Below are 17,647 nucleotides of genomic sequence, written 5' to 3'. Positions count from 1 at the left end.
GCGGGGCCCGCGGGTGCCCCGCGCGGGGGGGGGGGCGCCCCGGGTGGCGCCGCCGGGGGGCGCGAGCGCACGGCGGGCGGGGTCGGGGTGGCCGGCCGGGGCCGGGCCGGGCCGGGTGGTGGCGCCGGGCGGGCGCGGCGGACCGCCCGGGTGCGGGTGGAGCTGGCCGGGGCGCTGCGGTACCTGCCCGCGCGGCTGGAGGAGGCGCGGGCACAGCTGCTGCGGGCGCTCGACGAAGGGGTCGGCGAGCCCGAGCTGCGGCTCGCCGCGCTCCAGTGCCTGGCCCGCGTGCACCGGGCCCGGTACGACCGGGACGCGGACCCGGCGGCCCTGGAGGAGGCGGCCGAGGCGTACGCGCGGGCCCGGCGGCTGATCCCCCGCGACGGGGAGGCCTACGCGGGACTGCTGCCCGAATGGGGCGACGCCCTCCTGGAGCGGGCCCGCGCCGCCGACGGCCGCCGCTTCGCCTCCACCGCCGTACGGGTGCTGCGCGAGAGCCGCTCGGCGGTGGCCCAGTCCGACCCCGGGGCCGCGTACCGGCTGCGCCGGCTGGCCTCCGGGCTGCGGCTGCGGCACACCTACGAGGGGGACCTCGTCGACCTTCGGGAGGCCGAGTACCTGCTGGAGCTGGCCGTTCGGCAGAGCCACGGCCCCCTGGAACGGGCCCGCGCCTGGCGCGACCACGGGGACGTGCAGCAGGAGATCCACGCCCACACCCACACCGCCGACCGCCTCGACCGGGCCGCGGACTCCTACCGGCGGGCCTGGCGCGCCGCCCTGGAGCCCGGCCCCGCCGACCCCGAGGACACCGGCGCCGCCCTCCGGATCGCCGCCCGGGTCCAGGAGCTGCGCGGCGGGGTCCTGGAACGCCTGGCCCGCCCCCGCGCGGCCCTGGACGCCTACCGGGCCGCCCTGGAGCTGTGGCAGCGCCAGGGCCGGCCGGACGGGGAGCGGGCCGCGGCCGTCCGTGCGCGGATCCACGCCCTGGAGAGCGGCGGATGAGCCGTTTCCCCCCGCCGGACCGCGGGAAAGGGCAGTGGACCACGGCATTCCACCGCAATCCACATTCCACGGTGCGACAGGGGGACGGGCAGCCCATGGTGACCGGACGTCAGGAAGTGGCCGCGCCCCCCGACCCCCGCCCCTGCCCCGGGCAGCTCCCCGACCTCTCCGGGCTCGACCTGACCGCCCTGCGCGGGATCGCCCACCCGGTGCTCGCCGAGGTGATCGAGGGGCTCGTCGAACGGGTGACCCACCCGGCCGAGATCCTCAACGCCTTCGACTCGGGAGTCGCCTGACCGCGCCCCCGCCGCCCCGCCCGCCACGGTGGTCCGTACCGCCCGGAGTTGACCACTTTCCGCCGTTAGCCGGACCCCCGCGGAGGGCAGGGATGGACCGTCCCGGGGGCCGGAACCCCCCGGCGGTGGCCGGGGGAGGAGGTACGGGTGACGAGCCGAGCGATCACGGGAGGCCCCGCGCTGCCCGCCCACCGGACCCCCGCCGCCCTCGCCGACCGGGCCCGCCACGCCCGCCACGCGCCCTGGCCCTACGCCCGGCTCGACGTCCCCACCCTGCGCGCCGCCGGCCACCGGGCCCACCCCGTACGGCAGTTCGTGCTCAAGACCCACAGCCGCTGCAACCTCGCCTGCACCTACTGCTACGTCTACGAGATGGCCGACCAGAGCTGGCGCACCCGCCCCGCGGCCATGACCCCCGCCACCGCCCTGCGTGCCGCCGAACGCATCGCCGAGCACGCCGCCGCGCACGAACTGCCCCGCGTGGACCTCGTCCTGCACGGCGGCGAACCCCTCCTCGCGGCCCCCGCCGAACTGGCCGCCCCCGTCGAGGCGGTACGCGCCGCACTGGCCCGGCGCTCGCCCCGCACCCGGGTCACCGCGAGCGTGCAGACCAACGCGACCCTGCTCACCCGGGGCCGGATCGCCGCCCTCACCGCCGCCGGGATCCGCATCGGCGTCAGCCTCGACGGCGGGCTCCCCGCCCACAACACCCGCCGCGTGGACCACGCGGGCCGGCCCGGCTTCGGCGCCGCCGCCCACGGCCTGCGGCTGCTCGCCCGGCACCCGGCCGGCTACGCCGGAGTGCTCTGCGTGGCCGACGTCGGACAGGACCCGGTGGAGACGTACGAGTCGCTGCTCGCCTTCGACCCGCCCGCCATCGGCCTGCTGCTGCCCCTGGCCAACTGGAGCACCCCGCCCCCCGGCCGCACCGGGCCCGCCACCGCGACCCCGTACGCCGACTGGCTGATCGCCGTCTTCGAACGCTGGTGGCAGGACGGGACGCGGCGCACCCGGATACGGATCTTCGAGGAGGTCATCGCCCTGCTGCTGGGCCTCCCCGCCGCCACCGAGAGCCTCGGCCTGGCGCCCGCCGCCACCGCAGTGGTGGAGACCGACGGCAGCATCGAGCAGGCCGACTCCCTGAAGTCCGCCTACGAAGGGGCCGCGGCGACCGGCATGACCCTCGACACCCACAGCTTCGACGACCTCCTCGACCACCCCGGCTTCGCCGCCCGCCAGCTCGGCCGCGAGGCCCTCGCCGCCGGCTGCCGCTCCTGCGAGCTGGTGGAGGTCTGCGGCGGCGGCCACTACCCCCACCGCTACCGCGAGGGCGAGGGCTTCCGCCAGCCCTCCGTGTACTGTGCGGACCTCCAGGCCCTGATCCGCCACATCGCCCGCGCGGTCCACACGGCCGCCACGACCCGGCGGGCCGCCTCATGACCCGCCCCCCGGACCCCGAACCCCCGCACCCCGTCAGCCCGGACCCCGTCAGCCCGGACCCCGGAGCCGGGCGCCCCGCCGGTCCCCCCGACGCCCTCCCCCGGTTCTCCGTCGGCCCCCGCGTCCTGCGCGCCCTCGCCACCACCGAGCCCTCGCCCGAAGGTCTCCGCCTCGTCGGGGACGTCCGCCGCTCCAAGCGGCTGCTCCTGCTGCGGGCCGTGCTCGACGCCGCCCCCGGGCCCGAGGCGGGGGAGTGGTGGGGGCTCCTGGAGGAGGCCGAGGGCCAGGACCCCCACGCCGTACGGGACGTCCTGCACTACCCCTCCACCGGGGTGTGGGCCGAGGAGACCCTGCGCCGGCTCCACGCCCCGCACGGACCCGCCCCCGACCTGGGACACCTCGGGGCCCTCGCCGTCGCCGCCGCGCTGCGCGCCGGCATCGGCTTCAAGACCACCCTGCGCCCCGCCCACGGCCGCCTCGCCCTGCCCACCCTCGGCCTGCTGCTCCCCGAGCGGCCCGGCCCGCTCGCCCTGACCGAACGCTCCTGGGACTCCGGAGACGCCCTCCCCCTGCACCCCCTGCCCGGCGGCCGCACCTCCCTCGACGACCTCGACCCCTACCGGGCCCCCGCCGCCGCGCACCCCGCCCCCGCCCGCCCCGCCCGCCGGCTCACCCCCAAGGGGCACAAACGCTGGGACACCCAGTGGACCGGCGCCCTCACCCTCCTGGACCGCTACGACTCGGCCCGCGCCGACGAGGCCGGCCGCCTGCTGCGCTGCGTCGTCCCCCTCGGCGGCGGCTCCCGCTCCAGCGGCGCCACCCTCCCCGCCGCCGCCGGGGCCGTCCTCGCCCGCAGCCAGTCCCCGCCCGCCCTCGCGGCGACCCTCGTCCACGAGGTGCAGCACGGCAAACTGGCCGCCCTCACCGACGTCCTCACCCTCCACACCGCCGACCGCACCCCCCGCCACTGGGCCCCCTGGCGCGCCGACCCGCGCCCCCTCGAAGGGCTGCTGCACGGCACGTACGCCCATCTGGCCCTGGCCGGATACTGGCAGCGCGCCGCCCTCTACGGGGCCCGCGGCGCCTGGGCCCGGCACGCCCGCGTCCGCGCCCAGGTCGCCGCCGTCCTGCCCGTCCTGCGCGCCCACCCCCGGCTGACCGCCACCGGACGGGCGTTCGTCGACGGCATGGCCGGGGCCGAACGGGCCATGGACGAGCTGCCGCCGCCCGGCGACCAGCACACCACCGCCCGCCGCGCCCTCGAACGCGAACGGCGCGCCTGGTGCGCGGCACACCCCGAACTCGCGGAGTCCACGGGGGCCTGACGGGCCGTCCGCTGCGGTACCTTTCAAGCCCGCCCCTCGCACCTGGTCCTGCCGCCACGGCACCCCCGGCGGCGGCAGCGCCCCGCACCGCCCGCACCCCGTCCACCGCCCGGACACCCCAGGGAGACGGCCGCATGACCGGTACCGGTACGCGCCACGACCGCGACGGAGCCGCCCAGCCCCAGCGCTTCGTCATCAGCTTCGCGGGCTTCAACCGCCCCTGGGCGGCGTGGATCGCCCACCGCCTGGAGGAGCACGGCCACCGCGTCGCCCTCCAGCGCTGGGACCCGCAGACCGGCCCCGGCATCACCGAGGCCCTCGACGACCTCGCCCGCGCGGGCGGCACGGTCCTCGTCATCCTCAGCGAACGCTACTTCTCCGCCGGCACCCACACGGACGAGGAGTGGAACACCGCGCTGCGCACCGTCACCGAGGCCCACCCCGACCGGTTCGCCGCCGTCTGCCTCACCGACGCCCCGCTGCCCAGCGCCGTCGCCGCCCTGGAGAAGACCGACCTGTGGGGCCTGGACGCCTACGAGGCCGAGTACCGCGTCCTGCGCCGCCTCGACCTGCCCACCGACCGGATCGGCACCGAGAGCGGCCGCCGCGGCCCCCGCTTCCCCAACGACCCGCCCGAGATCTGGGGCCGCGTCCCCCGCCGCAACCCCCGCTTCACCGGCCGCAACGACGTCATCGGCCGGCTGCGCGCCGCCCTCACCGAAGCCCCGCCCGGCGCCTCCACCGTCACCCTCCTCGGCCTGTCCGGGGTGGGCAAGACCCAGGTCGCCACCGAGTACGCCTACCGCTTCGCCTCCGAGTACGACGTCGTCTGGTGGGTCCCCGCCGAGGACCGCCCCACCCTCCGCGAACGCCTCGCCGACCTCGCCCCCGAACTCGGCCTGCCGCGCGGCGCCGGCAGCTACGGCGAACAGATCCGGGCCGTACTGGAGGCCCTGCGCCGCGGCTCCCCCTACCACCGCTGGCTGATGGTCTTCGACGGCTGCGACAACCCCGACGACCTCACCGACCTGCTGCCCTCCGGCGCCGGCGACGTCATCATCACCTCCCGCAACCGCGAGTGGGCCGCCCGGCACACCAGCCTCGTCGAAGTCCCCCTCTACGCCCGCCCCGAGTCCGTCACCTTCATCCGCCGCCGGGCCCGCCGCCTCACCGGAGAGGAGGCCGACCAGCTCGCCGACGCCCTGGAGGACTACCCCCTCGCCCTCGACCAGACCGCCGGCTGGCTCGCCGACTCCCCCCTCGGCGTCGGCGAGTACCTCGCCCTGCTCCAGCGCCGGCTCGACTCCCACGAGGCCGTCACCCTCTCCGACGACTACCCGCTGCCCTTCCCGACCGCCCTGGCGATACTCCTCAACAACGTCCGGGAGAACTTCCCCGACGCCCTCGCCCTGCTGCGGCTGTTCGTCTTCTTCGCTCCCGGCCGCGTCCCGCTGCGGCTGCTGCGCGAGTTCCCCGCCGAGGACGTCCCCGAGGACCTCGCCGGCATCGTCAACGACCAGATCCGCTGGAACGCCGCCCTCAACAAACTCGTCCAGTTCTCCGTCGTCCGCCTGGAGTACTCCGACCTGTCCGTCGAGGAGGGCGGCGGCCTGGAGACCGTCCAGCTGCACCGCATGGTCCACAACATCGTCCGCGAGAACCTCGCCGAGGACGAGGCCGACCAGCTCTCCCGCGCCGTCCGCCAGGTCCTCGCCGCCGCCGACCCCGGCCGCCCCACCGACTCCCGGCTCTGGCCCCGCTACGCCGAACTCATCCCGCACCTGGAACCCGCCGGAGTCCTGACCAGCAGCAACCCCCGCATCCAGAGCTTCCTGCTGCACTGCCTGCGCTTCCTGATCCTCGCCGGCGAGTACCGCACCTGCCTGCGCCTGTCAGAACGGACCGACGGCGTCTGGCGGGCCATGCTCGGCGACGACCACGACCAGGTCCGCGAGCTCAGCTACCACTACGGCGGCGCCCTGCGCATGCTCGGCCAGTTCCGCCGCGCCGAGACCCTCGCCCGCCAGGTCGCCGACCGGCTCACCGCCGAACGCGGCGCCCGCGACCTGGAGACCCTCCGCGCCACCAGCACCTACGCCGGGGTCCTCCTCAGCACCGCCAAGTTCGACCAGGCCCGCGAACTGCTGGAACACGCCTTCGCCAGCTACCGCGAACTCCTCGGCGAGGACGACTCCACCACCCTCAACGCCCAGAACAACGTCGCCGTCGCCCTGCGCCTGCTCGGCCGCTACCAGGAGGCCTACGACACCGACCTCGACACCCTGCGCCGTCGCGAACGCGTCCTGCGCGTACGCCACATCGCCACCCTCTCCTCCGGCATCGGCTGCGCCATGGGACTGCGCCTGATGGGCCGCTACCGCGAAGCCCTCGCCCGCCAGGAACAGGGCCTCAAACTGCACGTCCAGGTCCTCGGCACCAACCACCCCCAGACCCTGCGCGCCGAACACAACCTCGGCCAGTGCCTGCGCCGCACCGGCGACATCCCCGGCGCCGGCGCCCGCCTGCGCAGCGTCCTCGAACGCTCGACCCGGGTCTTCGGCGCCGAGTTCCCCTGGACCCTGATGGTCGCCTCCGACTACGCCACCTACCTGCGCGAGTACGGGGACATCGAGGAGGCCCGCCGGATCTCCGAGGAGGTCGTCCGCGGCTACCAGTCCCAGCTGGGCCTCGCCCACCCCTACAGCATCGGCACGGTCGGCAACCTCGGCCTGGTCCTGCGCGCCCAGGGCGAACGCGCCGAGGCCCTGAACCTCGCCGAACAGGCCCTCGTCGGCATGCGCGGAGCCCTCGGCGAGCGCCACCCCTGGACCCTGGGCTGCGCCCTCAACGCCACCGGCCACCGCAACATCACCGGCCGCCTGGAGTCCGCCCTCGACCTCGGCCGCGAAACCCTGCGCACCACCGAACAGGTCCTCGGCCCCGACCACCCGATGACCCTCAGCGCCCAGATCGCCCTCGCCGCCGACCTCCGCTCCGTCCGGGAGGACACGGAGGCCGCCAAACACGAGGACGCCGCCCTCAAGGCCCTCACCCGCACCCTGGGCCCCCAACACGTCCACACGGTCGCGGCCCGCCAGCAGACGAGGCCGTACTGGGACTTCGAACCACAGCCGTAACAGCCGGAAGGCCCGGCCCCCACCGAGTGGGGGCCGGGCCTTCCTTCTTCGTGCGGGTCGCGTCGGCGACTACGCCTCGAAGACCTCGTTCAGCAGCAGCTGCTGCTCCGCCTGGTGGCGCTTCGCGGAACCCACCGCCGGGGACGAGCCGTGCGGGCGCGAGATGCGCCGCAGGCGCTCGCCCGCCGGGACGTCCGCGCCGACCGCCAGGTCGAGGTGGTCGATCAGGTTCAGCGCGATGAACGGCCACGCGCCCTGGTTCGCCGGCTCCTCCTGCGCCCAGATGTACTTGGCAGCGTTCGGGAACTTGGCGATCTCCGCCTGGATCTCGGCACCCGCCAGCGGGTACAGCCGCTCGATGCGGATGATCGCGGTGTCGGTGATACCGCGCTTCTCCCGCTCGGCCTCCAGGTCGTAGTAGACCTTGCCCGCGCAGAAGACGACCTTGCGGACGGCGTTCGGGTCGACCGTGGCGTCCCCGATGACCGGACGGAACGAACCGTTCGTGAACTCCTCCGCCTTCGACGCCGCGGCCTTCAGACGCAGCATCGACTTCGGGGTGAAGACGACCAGCGGCTTGTGGTGCGGGTTGTGGACCTGCCAGCGCAGCAGGTGGAAGTAGTTCGACGGCAGGGTCGGCATCGCGACCGTCATGTTGTTCTGCGCGCAGAGCTGGAGGAAGCGCTCCGGGCGGGCGGACGAGTGGTCCGGGCCCTGGCCCTCGTAGCCGTGCGGCAGCAGCAGCGTGACGCCGGAGGTCTGGCCCCACTTCTGCTCGGCCGAGGAGATGAACTCGTCGACGACGGTCTGCGCGCCGTTGACGAAGTCACCGAACTGGGCCTCCCACAGCACCAGCGCGTCCGGGCGGGCCAGCGAGTAGCCGTACTCGAAGCCCATGGCCGCGTACTCGGAGAGCAGCGAGTCGTAGACGTTGTAGCGGGCCTGGTCGTCCGAGAGGTACTGCAGCGGCGTGTAGTCGTTGCCGGTCTCCCGGTCGATCAGGACCGCGTGGCGCTGGCCGAAGGTGCCGCGGCGGGAGTCCTGGCCCGACAGGCGGACCGGGGTGCCCTCCATCAGCAGCGAACCGAAGGCCAGGGTCTCGCCCATGCCCCAGTCGATGGTGCCGTCGTCGATCATCGCCGCGCGGCGCTGCAGCTGCGGCAGCAGACGCGGGTGGACCGTGTGGCCCTCGGGGATGTTGACCTGGGACTCGGCGATCCGCTTGACGACCTCCGGGGAGACCGCCGTGTTCACGGCGACCGGGAACTCGGCCTGCGGGGCCTGGGCCGGCGCGGCGACCGCGGGCTGCGTGGCGGCCTCGCGGACCTCCGCGAAGACCTTCTCCAGCTGGCCCTGGAAGTCCTGGAGCGCCTGCTCGGCCTCTTCCAGCGTGATGTCGCCGCGACCGATGAGGGACTCGGTGTACAGCTTGCGCACCGAGCGCTTCTTGTCGATCAGGTCGTACATCAGCGGCTGCGTGAACGCCGGGTTGTCCGACTCGTTGTGACCGCGGCGGCGGTAGCAGATGAGGTCGATCACGACGTCCTTGTTGAACGCCTGACGGAACTCGAAGGCGAGCCGCGCGACGCGGACCACGGCCTCCGGGTCGTCGCCGTTCACGTGGAAGATCGGCGCCTCGATCATGCGGGCCACGTCGGTCGCGTACATCGACGAACGCGAGGACTCCGGGGCGGCGGTGAAGCCGACCTGGTTGTTGATCACGACGTGGACGGTGCCGCCGGTGCGGTAGCCGCGCAGCTGCGACATGTTCAGCGTCTCGGCGACCACGCCCTGGCCCGCGAACGCGGCGTCGCCGTGCAGGGCGACGGGCAGGACGGTGAAGTCCGTGCCGGCCTTGCCGATGACGTCCTGCTTGGCGCGGACGACACCTTCGAGGACCGGGTCGACGGCCTCCAGGTGCGAGGGGTTGGCGACCAGGGAGACCTTGATCTGCTCGCCGTCGAGGCCCGTGAAGGTGCCCTCGGCGCCCAGGTGGTACTTGACGTCGCCGGAGCCGTGCATCGACTTCGGGTCGAGGTTGCCCTCGAACTCGCGGAAGATCTGCGCGTACGACTTGCCGACGATGTTGGCGAGGACGTTCAGGCGGCCGCGGTGGGCCATGCCGATCGCGACCTCGTCGAGGCGGGCCTCGGCCGCGGAGTCGATGACCGCGTCGAGCAGCGGGATGACCGACTCGCCGCCCTCCAGCGAGAAGCGCTTCTGGCCGACGTACTTCGTCTGCAGGAAGGTCTCGAAGGCCTCCGCCGCGTTCAGGCGGCGCAGGATCCGCAGCTGCTCCTCGCGCTCCGGCTTGGAGTGCGCGCGCTCGATGCGGTCCTGGATCCAGCGGCGCTGCTTCGGGTCCTGGATGTGCATGAACTCGACGCCGGTGGTGCGGCAGTACGAGTCGCGCAGCACGCCGAGGATGTCGCGCAGCTTCATCATCGACTTGCCGGCGAACCCGCCGACCGCGAACTCGCGCTCCAGGTCCCACAGGGTGAGGCCGTGCTCGGTGATGTCGAGGTCGGGGTGCTTGCGCTGCTTGTACTCCAGCGGGTCGGTGTCGGCCATGACGTGGCCGCGGACCCGGTAGGAGTGGATCAGCTCGAAGACGCGGGCGGCCTTCGTGACGTCGTCGTCGTGCGAGGCGTCGATGTCGCGCATCCAGCGGACCGGCTCGTACGGGATCCGCAGCGACTCGAAGACGTTGTCGTAGAACTCGCCCTCGCCGAGGAGGAAGTTCGCGACGATGCGCAGGAACTCGCCGGAGGCCGCGCCCTGGATGACCCGGTGGTCGTAGGTCGAGGTCAGGGTCATGACCTTGGAGATGCCCAGCTTGTTCAGGGTGTCCTGCGAGGTGCCCTGGAACTCGGCGGGGTAGTCCATGGAGCCGACGCCCATGATGACCGACTGTCCGGGCATCAGGCGGGGCACCGAGTGGACGGTGCCCAGGCCGCCGGGGTTGGTCAGGGAGACCGTGACGCCGGTGAAGTCGTCCATCGTCAGCTTGCCGACGCGGGCGCGGCGGACGATGTCCTCGTAGGCCTGCCAGAACTCGAAGAAGTTCAGGGTCTCGGCCTTCTTGATGCCGGCGACGACGAGCTGGCGGTCGCCGTTCGGCTTGACCAGGTCGATCGCGAGGCCGAAGTTCACGTGCTCCGGCTTGACCAGGGTCGGCTTGCCGTCCTTCTCCGCGAAGGAGTGGTTCATGGACGGCATGGCCTTGATGGCCTGCACCATCGCGTAGCCGATGAGGTGGGTGAAGGAGATCTTCCCACCGCGGGCGCGCTTGAGGTGGTTGTTGATGACGATGCGGTTGTCGAACAGCAGCTTCACCGGGACGGCGCGGACGGACGTGGCCGTCGGGACGTCGAGGGAGGCGTTCATGTTCTTGGCCACGGCGGCCGCGGGGCCGCGGAGCGTCACCAGCTCGGGGCCCTGGGGGGCCTCGGTGGCGGGCGCGGCCTTCTGAGCCGGGGTGGTGGCGGCGGCCGGGGCCTGAGGGGCGGGCGCGGCCGGTGCGGCGGCCGGGGCCTGGGAGGTGACAGTCACAGCAGGGGCACCAGAGGGGGTGGCAGGAGCAGGGGAAGGAGCTGACACGGGCGTGGTCGCGGCGGAGGGCGCGGCGGGCGCCGCCCCCGTGGCGGCGTCGGCGGCCTGCGGGATCCCGACCGGGGCGGTGGCGGCCTGTGCGGAGGCGCCATCCGTCGTCGAGGACTTCTCGGGACCGGGACCGTCCGACTTCACCGGAGCGGCAGCGCCCCCCGGCTTGTAGTCGGCGAAGAAGTCCCACCAGGCCCGGTCGACCGAGTTCGGGTCCTGGAGGTACTGCTGATAGATCTCGTCGACGAGCCACTCATTCGCGCCGAAGCCTGAGGCGGGGTTCTTCCCGCCCTCTGCTGCGTCGGTCGTGGTGCTCGGGTTACTGGGGGACTGTGGCGACACGGCGGCAACCGCCCTCTTCCGCTTCACAAGGTATGGACAGCGGGAATAAAGGCTACGCCTCCCGGGCGGTGCAATGCAGGCCGGGCGGGACTTCCGTCACGCAGGTCACACCGAACGGCGGGTTTCATCGCGTGGAATGGCGGGAAACAAGCGTGGTTCGGGTAGGGGGCAGCCAGGTTGCGACCCCCGTGGCCTCGCACCCTTGCCGACCCCGGGCACGTGTGGCCGAGATCATGTCCTTCCCACTCGAACCCTACGTCAAGACAGTGCCGGAGAGCTGCCCGGAAGGGTGACGAGGATTCGGCAACCACGTGACGATTCGGCCACGCGGATCTCGCCTCCGTGCAGGCCGACGGCCCAGCGGGCGATCGCCAGCCCCAGCCCCGTGCCCCCGTCGCCGCCGCCGGCGGCCCCCCGGTTGAACCGCTCGAAGACCCGGTGCCGCTCCGCCTCCGGGATCCCGGGACCCTCGTCCACGACCTCCAGCGCCAGGCTCCCGGGCGTGTCGCCCGATCGGGCCCGGACGGTGACCCGGCCGTGTGCCGGACTGTGCTTCACCGCGTTGTCGATCAGATTGGCCACCACCTGGTGCAAGCGCTCCGCGTCCGCGTACGCGGTCAGTTCCGGAGGGTGCACATCCAGGTGGAGGTGCACGTCGTTACGGGTGTGCCCGCCTGAACCGGAAGCCAGCCCCGGCCGCCCGGCGGCTGCCAGCCCCGACTCCTTCAGCACCCCCGACAGGTACGGCCATACCTCGAAGCGGCGCGCCTTCAGCGGTACGACACCGTTGTCCACCCGCGACAGGTCGAGCAGCGTGTCCACCAGCCGGCCGAGCCGCTCCGCCTGCTTCAGCATCGTCCGCATGGTCTCCGGATCGGCCTCCGAGACCCCGTCGACCACGTTCTCCAGTACCGCCCGCAACGCCGCGATCGGAGTCCGGAGCTCATGCGAGACGTTCGCGACCAGCTCTCGACGGTGCCTGTCCTCGGCCTCCAGATCGTCGGCCATCCGGTTGATCGTCGAGGCCAGATCGCCCAGCTCGTCCCGGCGCCCGGCCCCGCTCACCCGGCGGGTGTAGTCCCCGTGCGAGATGGCCCGGGCGACCGTCGTCATCTCGTCCAGCGGCGCCGCCAGGCCGTGCGCCACGATCTGGGTGATCAGCATCGAGGCGATCACCGAGAAGACCGTGATGAACCGCAGCTCCGTGTCCGTGCGCAGCGCCACCATCAGCAGGCCGGTGGTGATGAACACCGAGACCACGACGAGCGTGCCCAGCTTCGTCTTGATCGAGAACGGCGAGAACGGCCGCAGCCCGCCCTCGGGGCGCCCGCCGCTCACGCCTGCGCCGGGGTCTCCAGGGCGTACCCGACGCCGTGGACGGTACGGATCCGCTCCGCGCCGATCTTCCGCCGAAGGGCCTTGATGTGGCTGTCGACCGTACGGGTGCCCGAAGCGTCGGCCCAGTCCCACACCTCCGCCAGCAGCTGCTCCCGCGACAGCACCGCCCGCGGGGTCCCCGCCAGGCACACCAGCAGGTCGAACTCGGTCGGCGTCAGGTGCACGTCCTCGGCCTGGACGCGGACCCGGCGCTGCGCGTGGTCGATCTCCAGGTCCCCCAGCCGCAGGGTCGCCCCGCGCGGGGCGGTCGCGGCCTGCGTGGCCCGCTCCACCCGGCGCAGCAGCACGTGGACCCGTGCCGCCAGCTCGCGCATGGAGAACGGCTTCGTCATGTAGTCGTCCGCCCCGACCCCGAGTCCGACCAGCATGTCGGTCTCGTCGTCCCGGGCGGTCAGCATCAGCACCGGCACCGGCCGCTGGGCCTGCACCCGGCGGCACACCTCCAGCCCGTCGAAGCCGGGCAGCATGACGTCCAGCACCAGCAGCTCGGGCACCCAGCTCTCGGCGGCCGCCACGGCGGCCGGCCCGTCGTAGGCCGTCTGCACCTGGAAGCCCTCCGCGCGCAGCCGCGCCGAGATGGCGTCGGCGATGGTGCGGTCGTCCTCGACCACCAGCACGCGCCGCTGGGCACCTGGGGTGGCCGCGGCGCCGTTGTGGGTGCTGTGTGTCTGTTCCATGTCCCGCCCCTGGTGATCCGCGTGATGGCTGGGGTGCAGCGTAGAGGAGGCACCGGCCTGCGGCCATGGAGGGTTCGGACAGGACTCCGACTCATGCGGAATCAGAGATTCATCCCGGATTCCTCAGGCGGAGTCGAATCCGGGGAGCGCCTCCAGCACCCGGGACAGGGCCGGCGGCAGCGCCGTCTGGTCGGCCGCCACCTCGAATCCGTCGTGTGCGAAGGAGTAGGTGAACCCGTCGTAGACCGGCGGACGGGCGGTCGTCCTACGGGGCAGGTGTGCGAAGTCCGCCGTACGGAGCGCGGTGCGCAGGTCCTCCAGCTTCGACGGGTCCAGCCTGCCCCCGCGCAGCTCCTTGTCCTGGTCGCCCAGGAGGGTCCAGGAACCGTCGCCGTTGACGAGGAGCGTGCGCGTCCGGCCCGCGAAACCGCCGCTGCGGGTGACGCGCAGGAGGCGCTCGGTGGACGGGGCGGTGGGGCCGGCGCCGGTGGGCGGGGTGCCCGTGGGCGCGGTGACCGGCGGAGTGCCCGTCGGCGGGGTGGGCGTGGGAGTGGCCGCCGGGGGTGCCGTGGGGGGCGTCACCGTCGCGGGGGCCGTCGCTCCCGCCGGCGCCGGGCCGCCCCCGGACCCGTCCCCGCCGCACCCCGCCAGGGACACCGCGGCGAGCAGCACCGCCGCCGCGGCCCCGGCCGCTCGCATCGCTCGCATCGCCAACCTCCAGCGGGTCACCGGTACCGACCCCGAGTATGGAGGCCCCGCACCGCTACGGAAAGCACCCCGGGAGGACGTCATCCACCGCTTGGCCCCCTGGCGCTGGGTCCCGCCGCTGCTGGCCGTCGTCCTGCTCACCGCGTGGGGGCTGGAACGGGGTCCGGGCGGGGGTGCCATGTGGCGCGACGAATCCACGACCTGGCAGGTCGCCCACCGGCCGGCCGGCGCGCTGTGGGAGCTGCTCGGGCGGGTCGACGCGGTGCACGGGCTGTACTACGGGCTCATGCACGCCGTGTTCGCGGTGTGGGGGGACGGCGGGGCCGGCGGGCCCGCCGGCGGCGGGCTGTGGGCGCTGCGGCTGCCGTCCGTGGCGGGGACCGCCCTCGCCGCCGCCGGGGTGGCGGCCACCGCGCACCGGCTGGCGGGGGAGCGGGCCGCGCTGGGGGCGGGGGCGGTCTACGCGCTGCTGCCGCCGGTGCAGATGTACGGGCAGGAGGGGCGCTCGTACGCCCTGGTCGCGGCGGCCGTGGCCTGGTCGGCGTACCTGATGCTGCGCCGGTGGTGGGCCGGCTACGCGGTGGTGCTGCTGCTGGCCTGCTGGCTGCACGAGTTCGCCGCGCTCGCGCTGCTCGCGCACGGGTGCTCCGCCTGGCGGGACCGGGGCTGGCGGTGGGCGGCCGGGGCGGTCGCCGCCGGACTGCTGCCGCTGGCCGTGGTGAGCGCCGGACAGGCGGAGCGGCAGCTGGGCTGGCTGGGCCGGCCCCGCTGGCAGGACTGGGTGGCTTACGGGGTGCTGGCCGGGGCCGTGGCCCTGCTGGCCCGGGGGGCCGGGCGGGGGGAGGCGGCCCGGGTGGCCGTGCCGCTGGCGCTGCTGCCGCCCGGGCTGCTGATGGCGGTCTCGCTGGTGCACCCCTGGTACGTCGACCGGTACGTCCTCTACGCCCTCGGCGGGCTCGCCCTGCTGGCGGGGGCGCGGCTGGCGGAGGTACGGGCGGCGGGGGCCCGGAGGTGGGTTCCGTGGCTGGTGGCGGGCGTGCTGCTGGTGCCGGTCGCGGTGTGGTCGGCGTGGCTGCGCACCCCGGAGAGCCGCAGGGACGACGCCCTCGCGGTCGCGGCTGCGGTCCGGGAACGCGGGCGGCCCGGGGACGCGGTGCTGTTCATGCCGTCGAGGAGACGGGAGTGGCTGCTGTCCTCGCCCCGGGTGTACGGGGGATTGCGCGACGTGGCCCTGGCCGCCTCCCCGGCCGCCTCGCACACCCTCCACGGAACGGAGCTCCCCGCCGCCCGCGTCCGCGGGGCGCTGCGGTCGTCCCCCCGGGTCCTGGCCCTCCTGGACCCGCCCGGCCAGCCCCTGGACCCGTACCCGGCGGAGGCGGCGAAACGCGCCGCCCTGGCGGAGGACTTCGACCTGTGCGCGGTGACGCCGGTCAGGGGGGCGAGGGTGGCGCTGTACGTGCGGCGGGGCGGGGGGTGTGGGTGAGGATGGGCGGCGGACCGTGTTCGATCACCGTTGCGGAGGCCCGTATGACCGTCCCTCAGATACCCGGACCCCTCGTGAGCGCCGACTGGCTCGCCGCGCACCTCGGCCGGGTCGTGGTGTTCGACGCGTCCGTCGGGGCGCACCGGGGCGGGGGGCGGCGGATCCCGGGGGCGCGCCCCTTCGACCTCGACGGGGCGCTGTCCGACCACGCGGCCCCCGCCCCGCACACCATGCCGGCGGCGGCGGCCTTCCAGGAGGAGCTGCGGGGGCTGGGGGTGGACGAGGACGACGCCGTGGTCGTCTACGACGGCGCCGGGATCTACTCCAGTGCCCGCGCCTGGTGGATGCTGCGGGCCATGGGCTTCGACCGGGCCGCCGTGCTGGACGGGGGGCTGCCCGCCTGGAGCGGCGCCGGGCTGCCCGTCGAGGAGGGGCCCGCGGCGTACGAGGGGCCGCGCGGGTCCTTCACGGCCCGGCCGCGCCCCGGGCTGCTGGTGGACGCCGGGACCGTCGCCGCCGCGCTCGGGGACCCGGCCGCCGCCGTGCTCGACGCCCGGACCCGGGAGCGGTTCGCCGGTACCGCCCCCGAGCCCCGGCCGGGGCTGCGCGGCGGGCACATGCCGGGCGCGCTGAACCTGCCGTTCGGTGAGCTCCAGGGGGCCGGGGGGCTGATGCGGCCGGCCGGGGAACTCCGGGCGGCCTTCGCGGCGTTGGCCGGTGAGCGGGAGCGGCTCTACTTCAGCTGCGGTTCCGGTGTCACGGCCTGCGTGCTCGCCCTGGGCGCGACCCTGGCCGGGTACGGGGAGGCGGCGGTGTACGACGGCTCGTGGAGCGAGTGGGGGATGCCCTCGGAGCGGCCCGTCGTGGCCGGGGCCTGAGACGCCGGCGGACGGCGGACCGGACCGGACCGGGGTGGGGTTAGCACCACCCCGGATCGGGATGCCCGCACCCGCGCGGTCCGGGCCCGGGGTGGGCAGGCTGTGGGTATGGCACCTCACACCGCGTCAACCCGCTTCGTCGTCACGGCCCTCGGGGCCGTTCTCCTGCTGTCCGGCTGCGCCCTGACGGGGGTGGGCCCCGTGAAGACCGCCGACGCCGACGCCACCGTCTCCGAGGCGGTGACGGCGGTCGAGCTGACCGACGTCCGCAGCGGTGACGTCGAGGTGGTCCCGGGTTCCGGTCCGGGGGTCGCCGTCCGCCGGGTCGTCCACTACCGGGGCGACACCGTGCCCACGCCCGGGCAGCGGGTCTCGGGCGGGGTGCTGACCTTCAGTGACGGCTGCGAGGACGACTGCTGGATCGACTACCGCCTGGAGGTGCCGGCGGCGGCCCGGGTGCGGGTCGAGAGCAGCAGCGGCGACATCACGGTCAAGGGGGTCGCCCGGGCCGACCTGACCGCGTCCTCCGGGGACGTCCGGGCGGAGGGGATCACCGGCCCGGTGAAGGCGCGCACCAGCTCGGGGCGGATCACCGCCACCGGTCTGGAGGGCGCCGAGGCCGAGTTCCGGGCGAGCTCCGGGGACGTCGGGGCGGAGTTCGCGAAGGCCCCGTCCTCCGTGTCCGTCACCACCAGCTCCGGCGACGTCGGCCTGAAGGCCCCCCAGGGCCCGTACAAGCTGTCGACCGACACGTCCTCGGGGACCCGGCGCATCTCCCTGAACGACAGCCCCGACGCCCGGTCGGCCATCACGGTCCGCACCAGCTCGGGCGACATCACCGTCGGGGCGTCGTAGGGCTTCGCGGGGCGTCAGTCCTCGTCGAGGACCGCGTCGAGCTCCACCTCGACCAGCCACGCCGGGTCGATGAAGCGCGGCACCTCGACGAAGGTGGTCACCGGGAGGACGCCGGCGAAGCGCTCGCCGTGGGCCCGCGCGGCCTCCTCCCAGCGGGTGACGTCCGTCAGCATGATCCGCGTCCGCACGGTGTGCTCCGCCGAGGCGCCCGCGTCCTCCAGGGCCCGTACGGCGATGTCCAGGCAGCGGACCGTCTGGGCGTACACGTCGCCCGGGCCGACGGTGGAGCCGTCGTCGCCGATCGGCGCCGTGCCCGCGACGGCCACGTGCCGTCCGACGCGCACCGCGCGCGAGAAGCCGATCCGGGGTTCCAGGGGGGAGCCCGAGCTGATGGTCCGTCGTATGTCCGCCATGGGCCCATGGTGCTACGGGCAGGGCCGCGGAGGTGTTCGCCCCCGGCGAACGCGAGTTGGGGAACATTGCTGGGCGCAGAAGCATTGAGT

12 protein-coding genes and 1 pseudogene are annotated in these 17,647 nt (G+C 74.4%); 8 read left to right on the top strand and 5 right to left on the bottom strand.

Translation table 11 applies throughout. The features are described from left to right. The 5 genes and pseudogenes from AB0O29_RS07990 to fxsT form a co-directional block, all read left to right on the top strand. Positions 1–1,002 (top strand): annotated as a pseudogene (locus AB0O29_RS07990) (hypothetical protein); the annotation flags it as partial. A 95-nt stretch (positions 1,003–1,097) separates the two neighbouring features. Continuing rightward, a complete protein-coding gene (gene fxsA / locus AB0O29_RS07985) occupies positions 1,098–1,298 on the top strand; it encodes an FxSxx-COOH cyclophane-containing RiPP peptide (RefSeq protein WP_365147801.1) in 201 nt (66 codons plus the stop codon). Positions 1,299–1,571: 273 nt separating this feature from the next. Next, the gene (locus AB0O29_RS07980; RefSeq protein ID WP_365147817.1) at positions 1,572–2,738 is read left to right on the top strand and encodes an FxsB family cyclophane-forming radical SAM/SPASM peptide maturase; all 1,167 of its coding nucleotides are present in this window, start codon (positions 1,572–1,574) and stop codon (positions 2,736–2,738) included. Continuing rightward, on the top strand, positions 2,735–4,063 hold the full coding sequence (locus AB0O29_RS07975) for an HEXXH motif-containing putative peptide modification protein (RefSeq protein WP_365147798.1): 1,329 nt from the start codon (positions 2,735–2,737) through the stop codon (positions 4,061–4,063). Before AB0O29_RS07980 ends, AB0O29_RS07975 begins: the two co-directional genes overlap by 4 nt. Positions 4,064–4,197: 134 nt before the next feature. Continuing rightward, positions 4,198–7,200: an FxSxx-COOH system tetratricopeptide repeat protein gene (gene fxsT, locus AB0O29_RS07970; RefSeq protein ID WP_365147795.1), complete on the top strand. Its 3,003-nt coding sequence runs from the start codon at positions 4,198–4,200 to the stop codon at positions 7,198–7,200. A 69-nt stretch (positions 7,201–7,269) separates the two neighbouring features. Here fxsT and AB0O29_RS07965 read toward each other — a convergent pair whose 3' ends face one another. From AB0O29_RS07965 to AB0O29_RS07950, 4 genes are all read right to left on the bottom strand, one after another. Next, positions 7,270–11,145 (bottom strand): multifunctional oxoglutarate decarboxylase/oxoglutarate dehydrogenase thiamine pyrophosphate-binding subunit/dihydrolipoyllysine-residue succinyltransferase subunit, encoded by a 3,876-nt coding sequence (locus tag AB0O29_RS07965; RefSeq protein WP_365147792.1) that lies wholly within the window; start codon positions 11,143–11,145, stop codon positions 7,270–7,272. A gap of 258 nt (positions 11,146–11,403) precedes the next feature. Continuing rightward, entirely contained in the window at positions 11,404–12,483 is a 1,080-nt protein-coding gene (locus tag AB0O29_RS07960; RefSeq protein ID WP_365147790.1) for an ATP-binding protein, read from the bottom strand. Beyond that, positions 12,480–13,220, bottom strand: a complete 741-nt coding sequence (locus AB0O29_RS07955) for a response regulator transcription factor (RefSeq protein WP_365147787.1) — start codon at positions 13,218–13,220, stop codon at positions 12,480–12,482. Before AB0O29_RS07955 ends, AB0O29_RS07960 begins: the two co-directional genes overlap by 4 nt. A 123-nt stretch (positions 13,221–13,343) precedes the next feature. Continuing rightward, complete coding sequence (locus AB0O29_RS07950) at positions 13,344–13,928, bottom strand: hypothetical protein (protein WP_365147784.1); 585 nt, start codon at positions 13,926–13,928, stop codon at positions 13,344–13,346. Positions 13,929–14,019: 91 nt separating this feature from the next. Here AB0O29_RS07950 and AB0O29_RS07945 point away from each other — a divergent pair, with 91 nt between their 5' ends. From AB0O29_RS07945 to AB0O29_RS07935, 3 genes are all read left to right on the top strand, one after another. Continuing rightward, complete coding sequence (locus AB0O29_RS07945) at positions 14,020–15,411, top strand: hypothetical protein (protein ID WP_365147781.1); 1,392 nt, start codon at positions 14,020–14,022, stop codon at positions 15,409–15,411. A gap of 44 nt (positions 15,412–15,455) precedes the next feature. After that, positions 15,456–16,289: a sulfurtransferase gene (locus tag AB0O29_RS07940; RefSeq protein ID WP_365147778.1), complete on the top strand. Its 834-nt coding sequence runs from the start codon at positions 15,456–15,458 to the stop codon at positions 16,287–16,289. A 108-nt stretch (positions 16,290–16,397) separates the two neighbouring features. Continuing rightward, positions 16,398–17,144: a DUF4097 family beta strand repeat-containing protein gene (locus AB0O29_RS07935; RefSeq protein ID WP_365147775.1), complete on the top strand. Its 747-nt coding sequence runs from the start codon at positions 16,398–16,400 to the stop codon at positions 17,142–17,144. 14 nt (positions 17,145–17,158) lie between these two features. Here the strand turns inward: AB0O29_RS07935 and AB0O29_RS07930 are convergent, their stop codons facing one another. After that, the gene (locus AB0O29_RS07930) at positions 17,159–17,557 is read right to left on the bottom strand and encodes a RidA family protein (protein WP_365147772.1); all 399 of its coding nucleotides are present in this window, start codon (positions 17,555–17,557) and stop codon (positions 17,159–17,161) included. Positions 17,558–17,647: the final 90 nt, after the last annotated feature.

Source organism: Streptomyces sp. NPDC089915 (assembly GCF_040684675.1).
Classification (GTDB): Bacteria; Actinomycetota; Actinomycetes; order Streptomycetales; family Streptomycetaceae; genus Streptomyces.
This window is presented reverse-complemented; position numbering and strand designations above follow the sequence as displayed.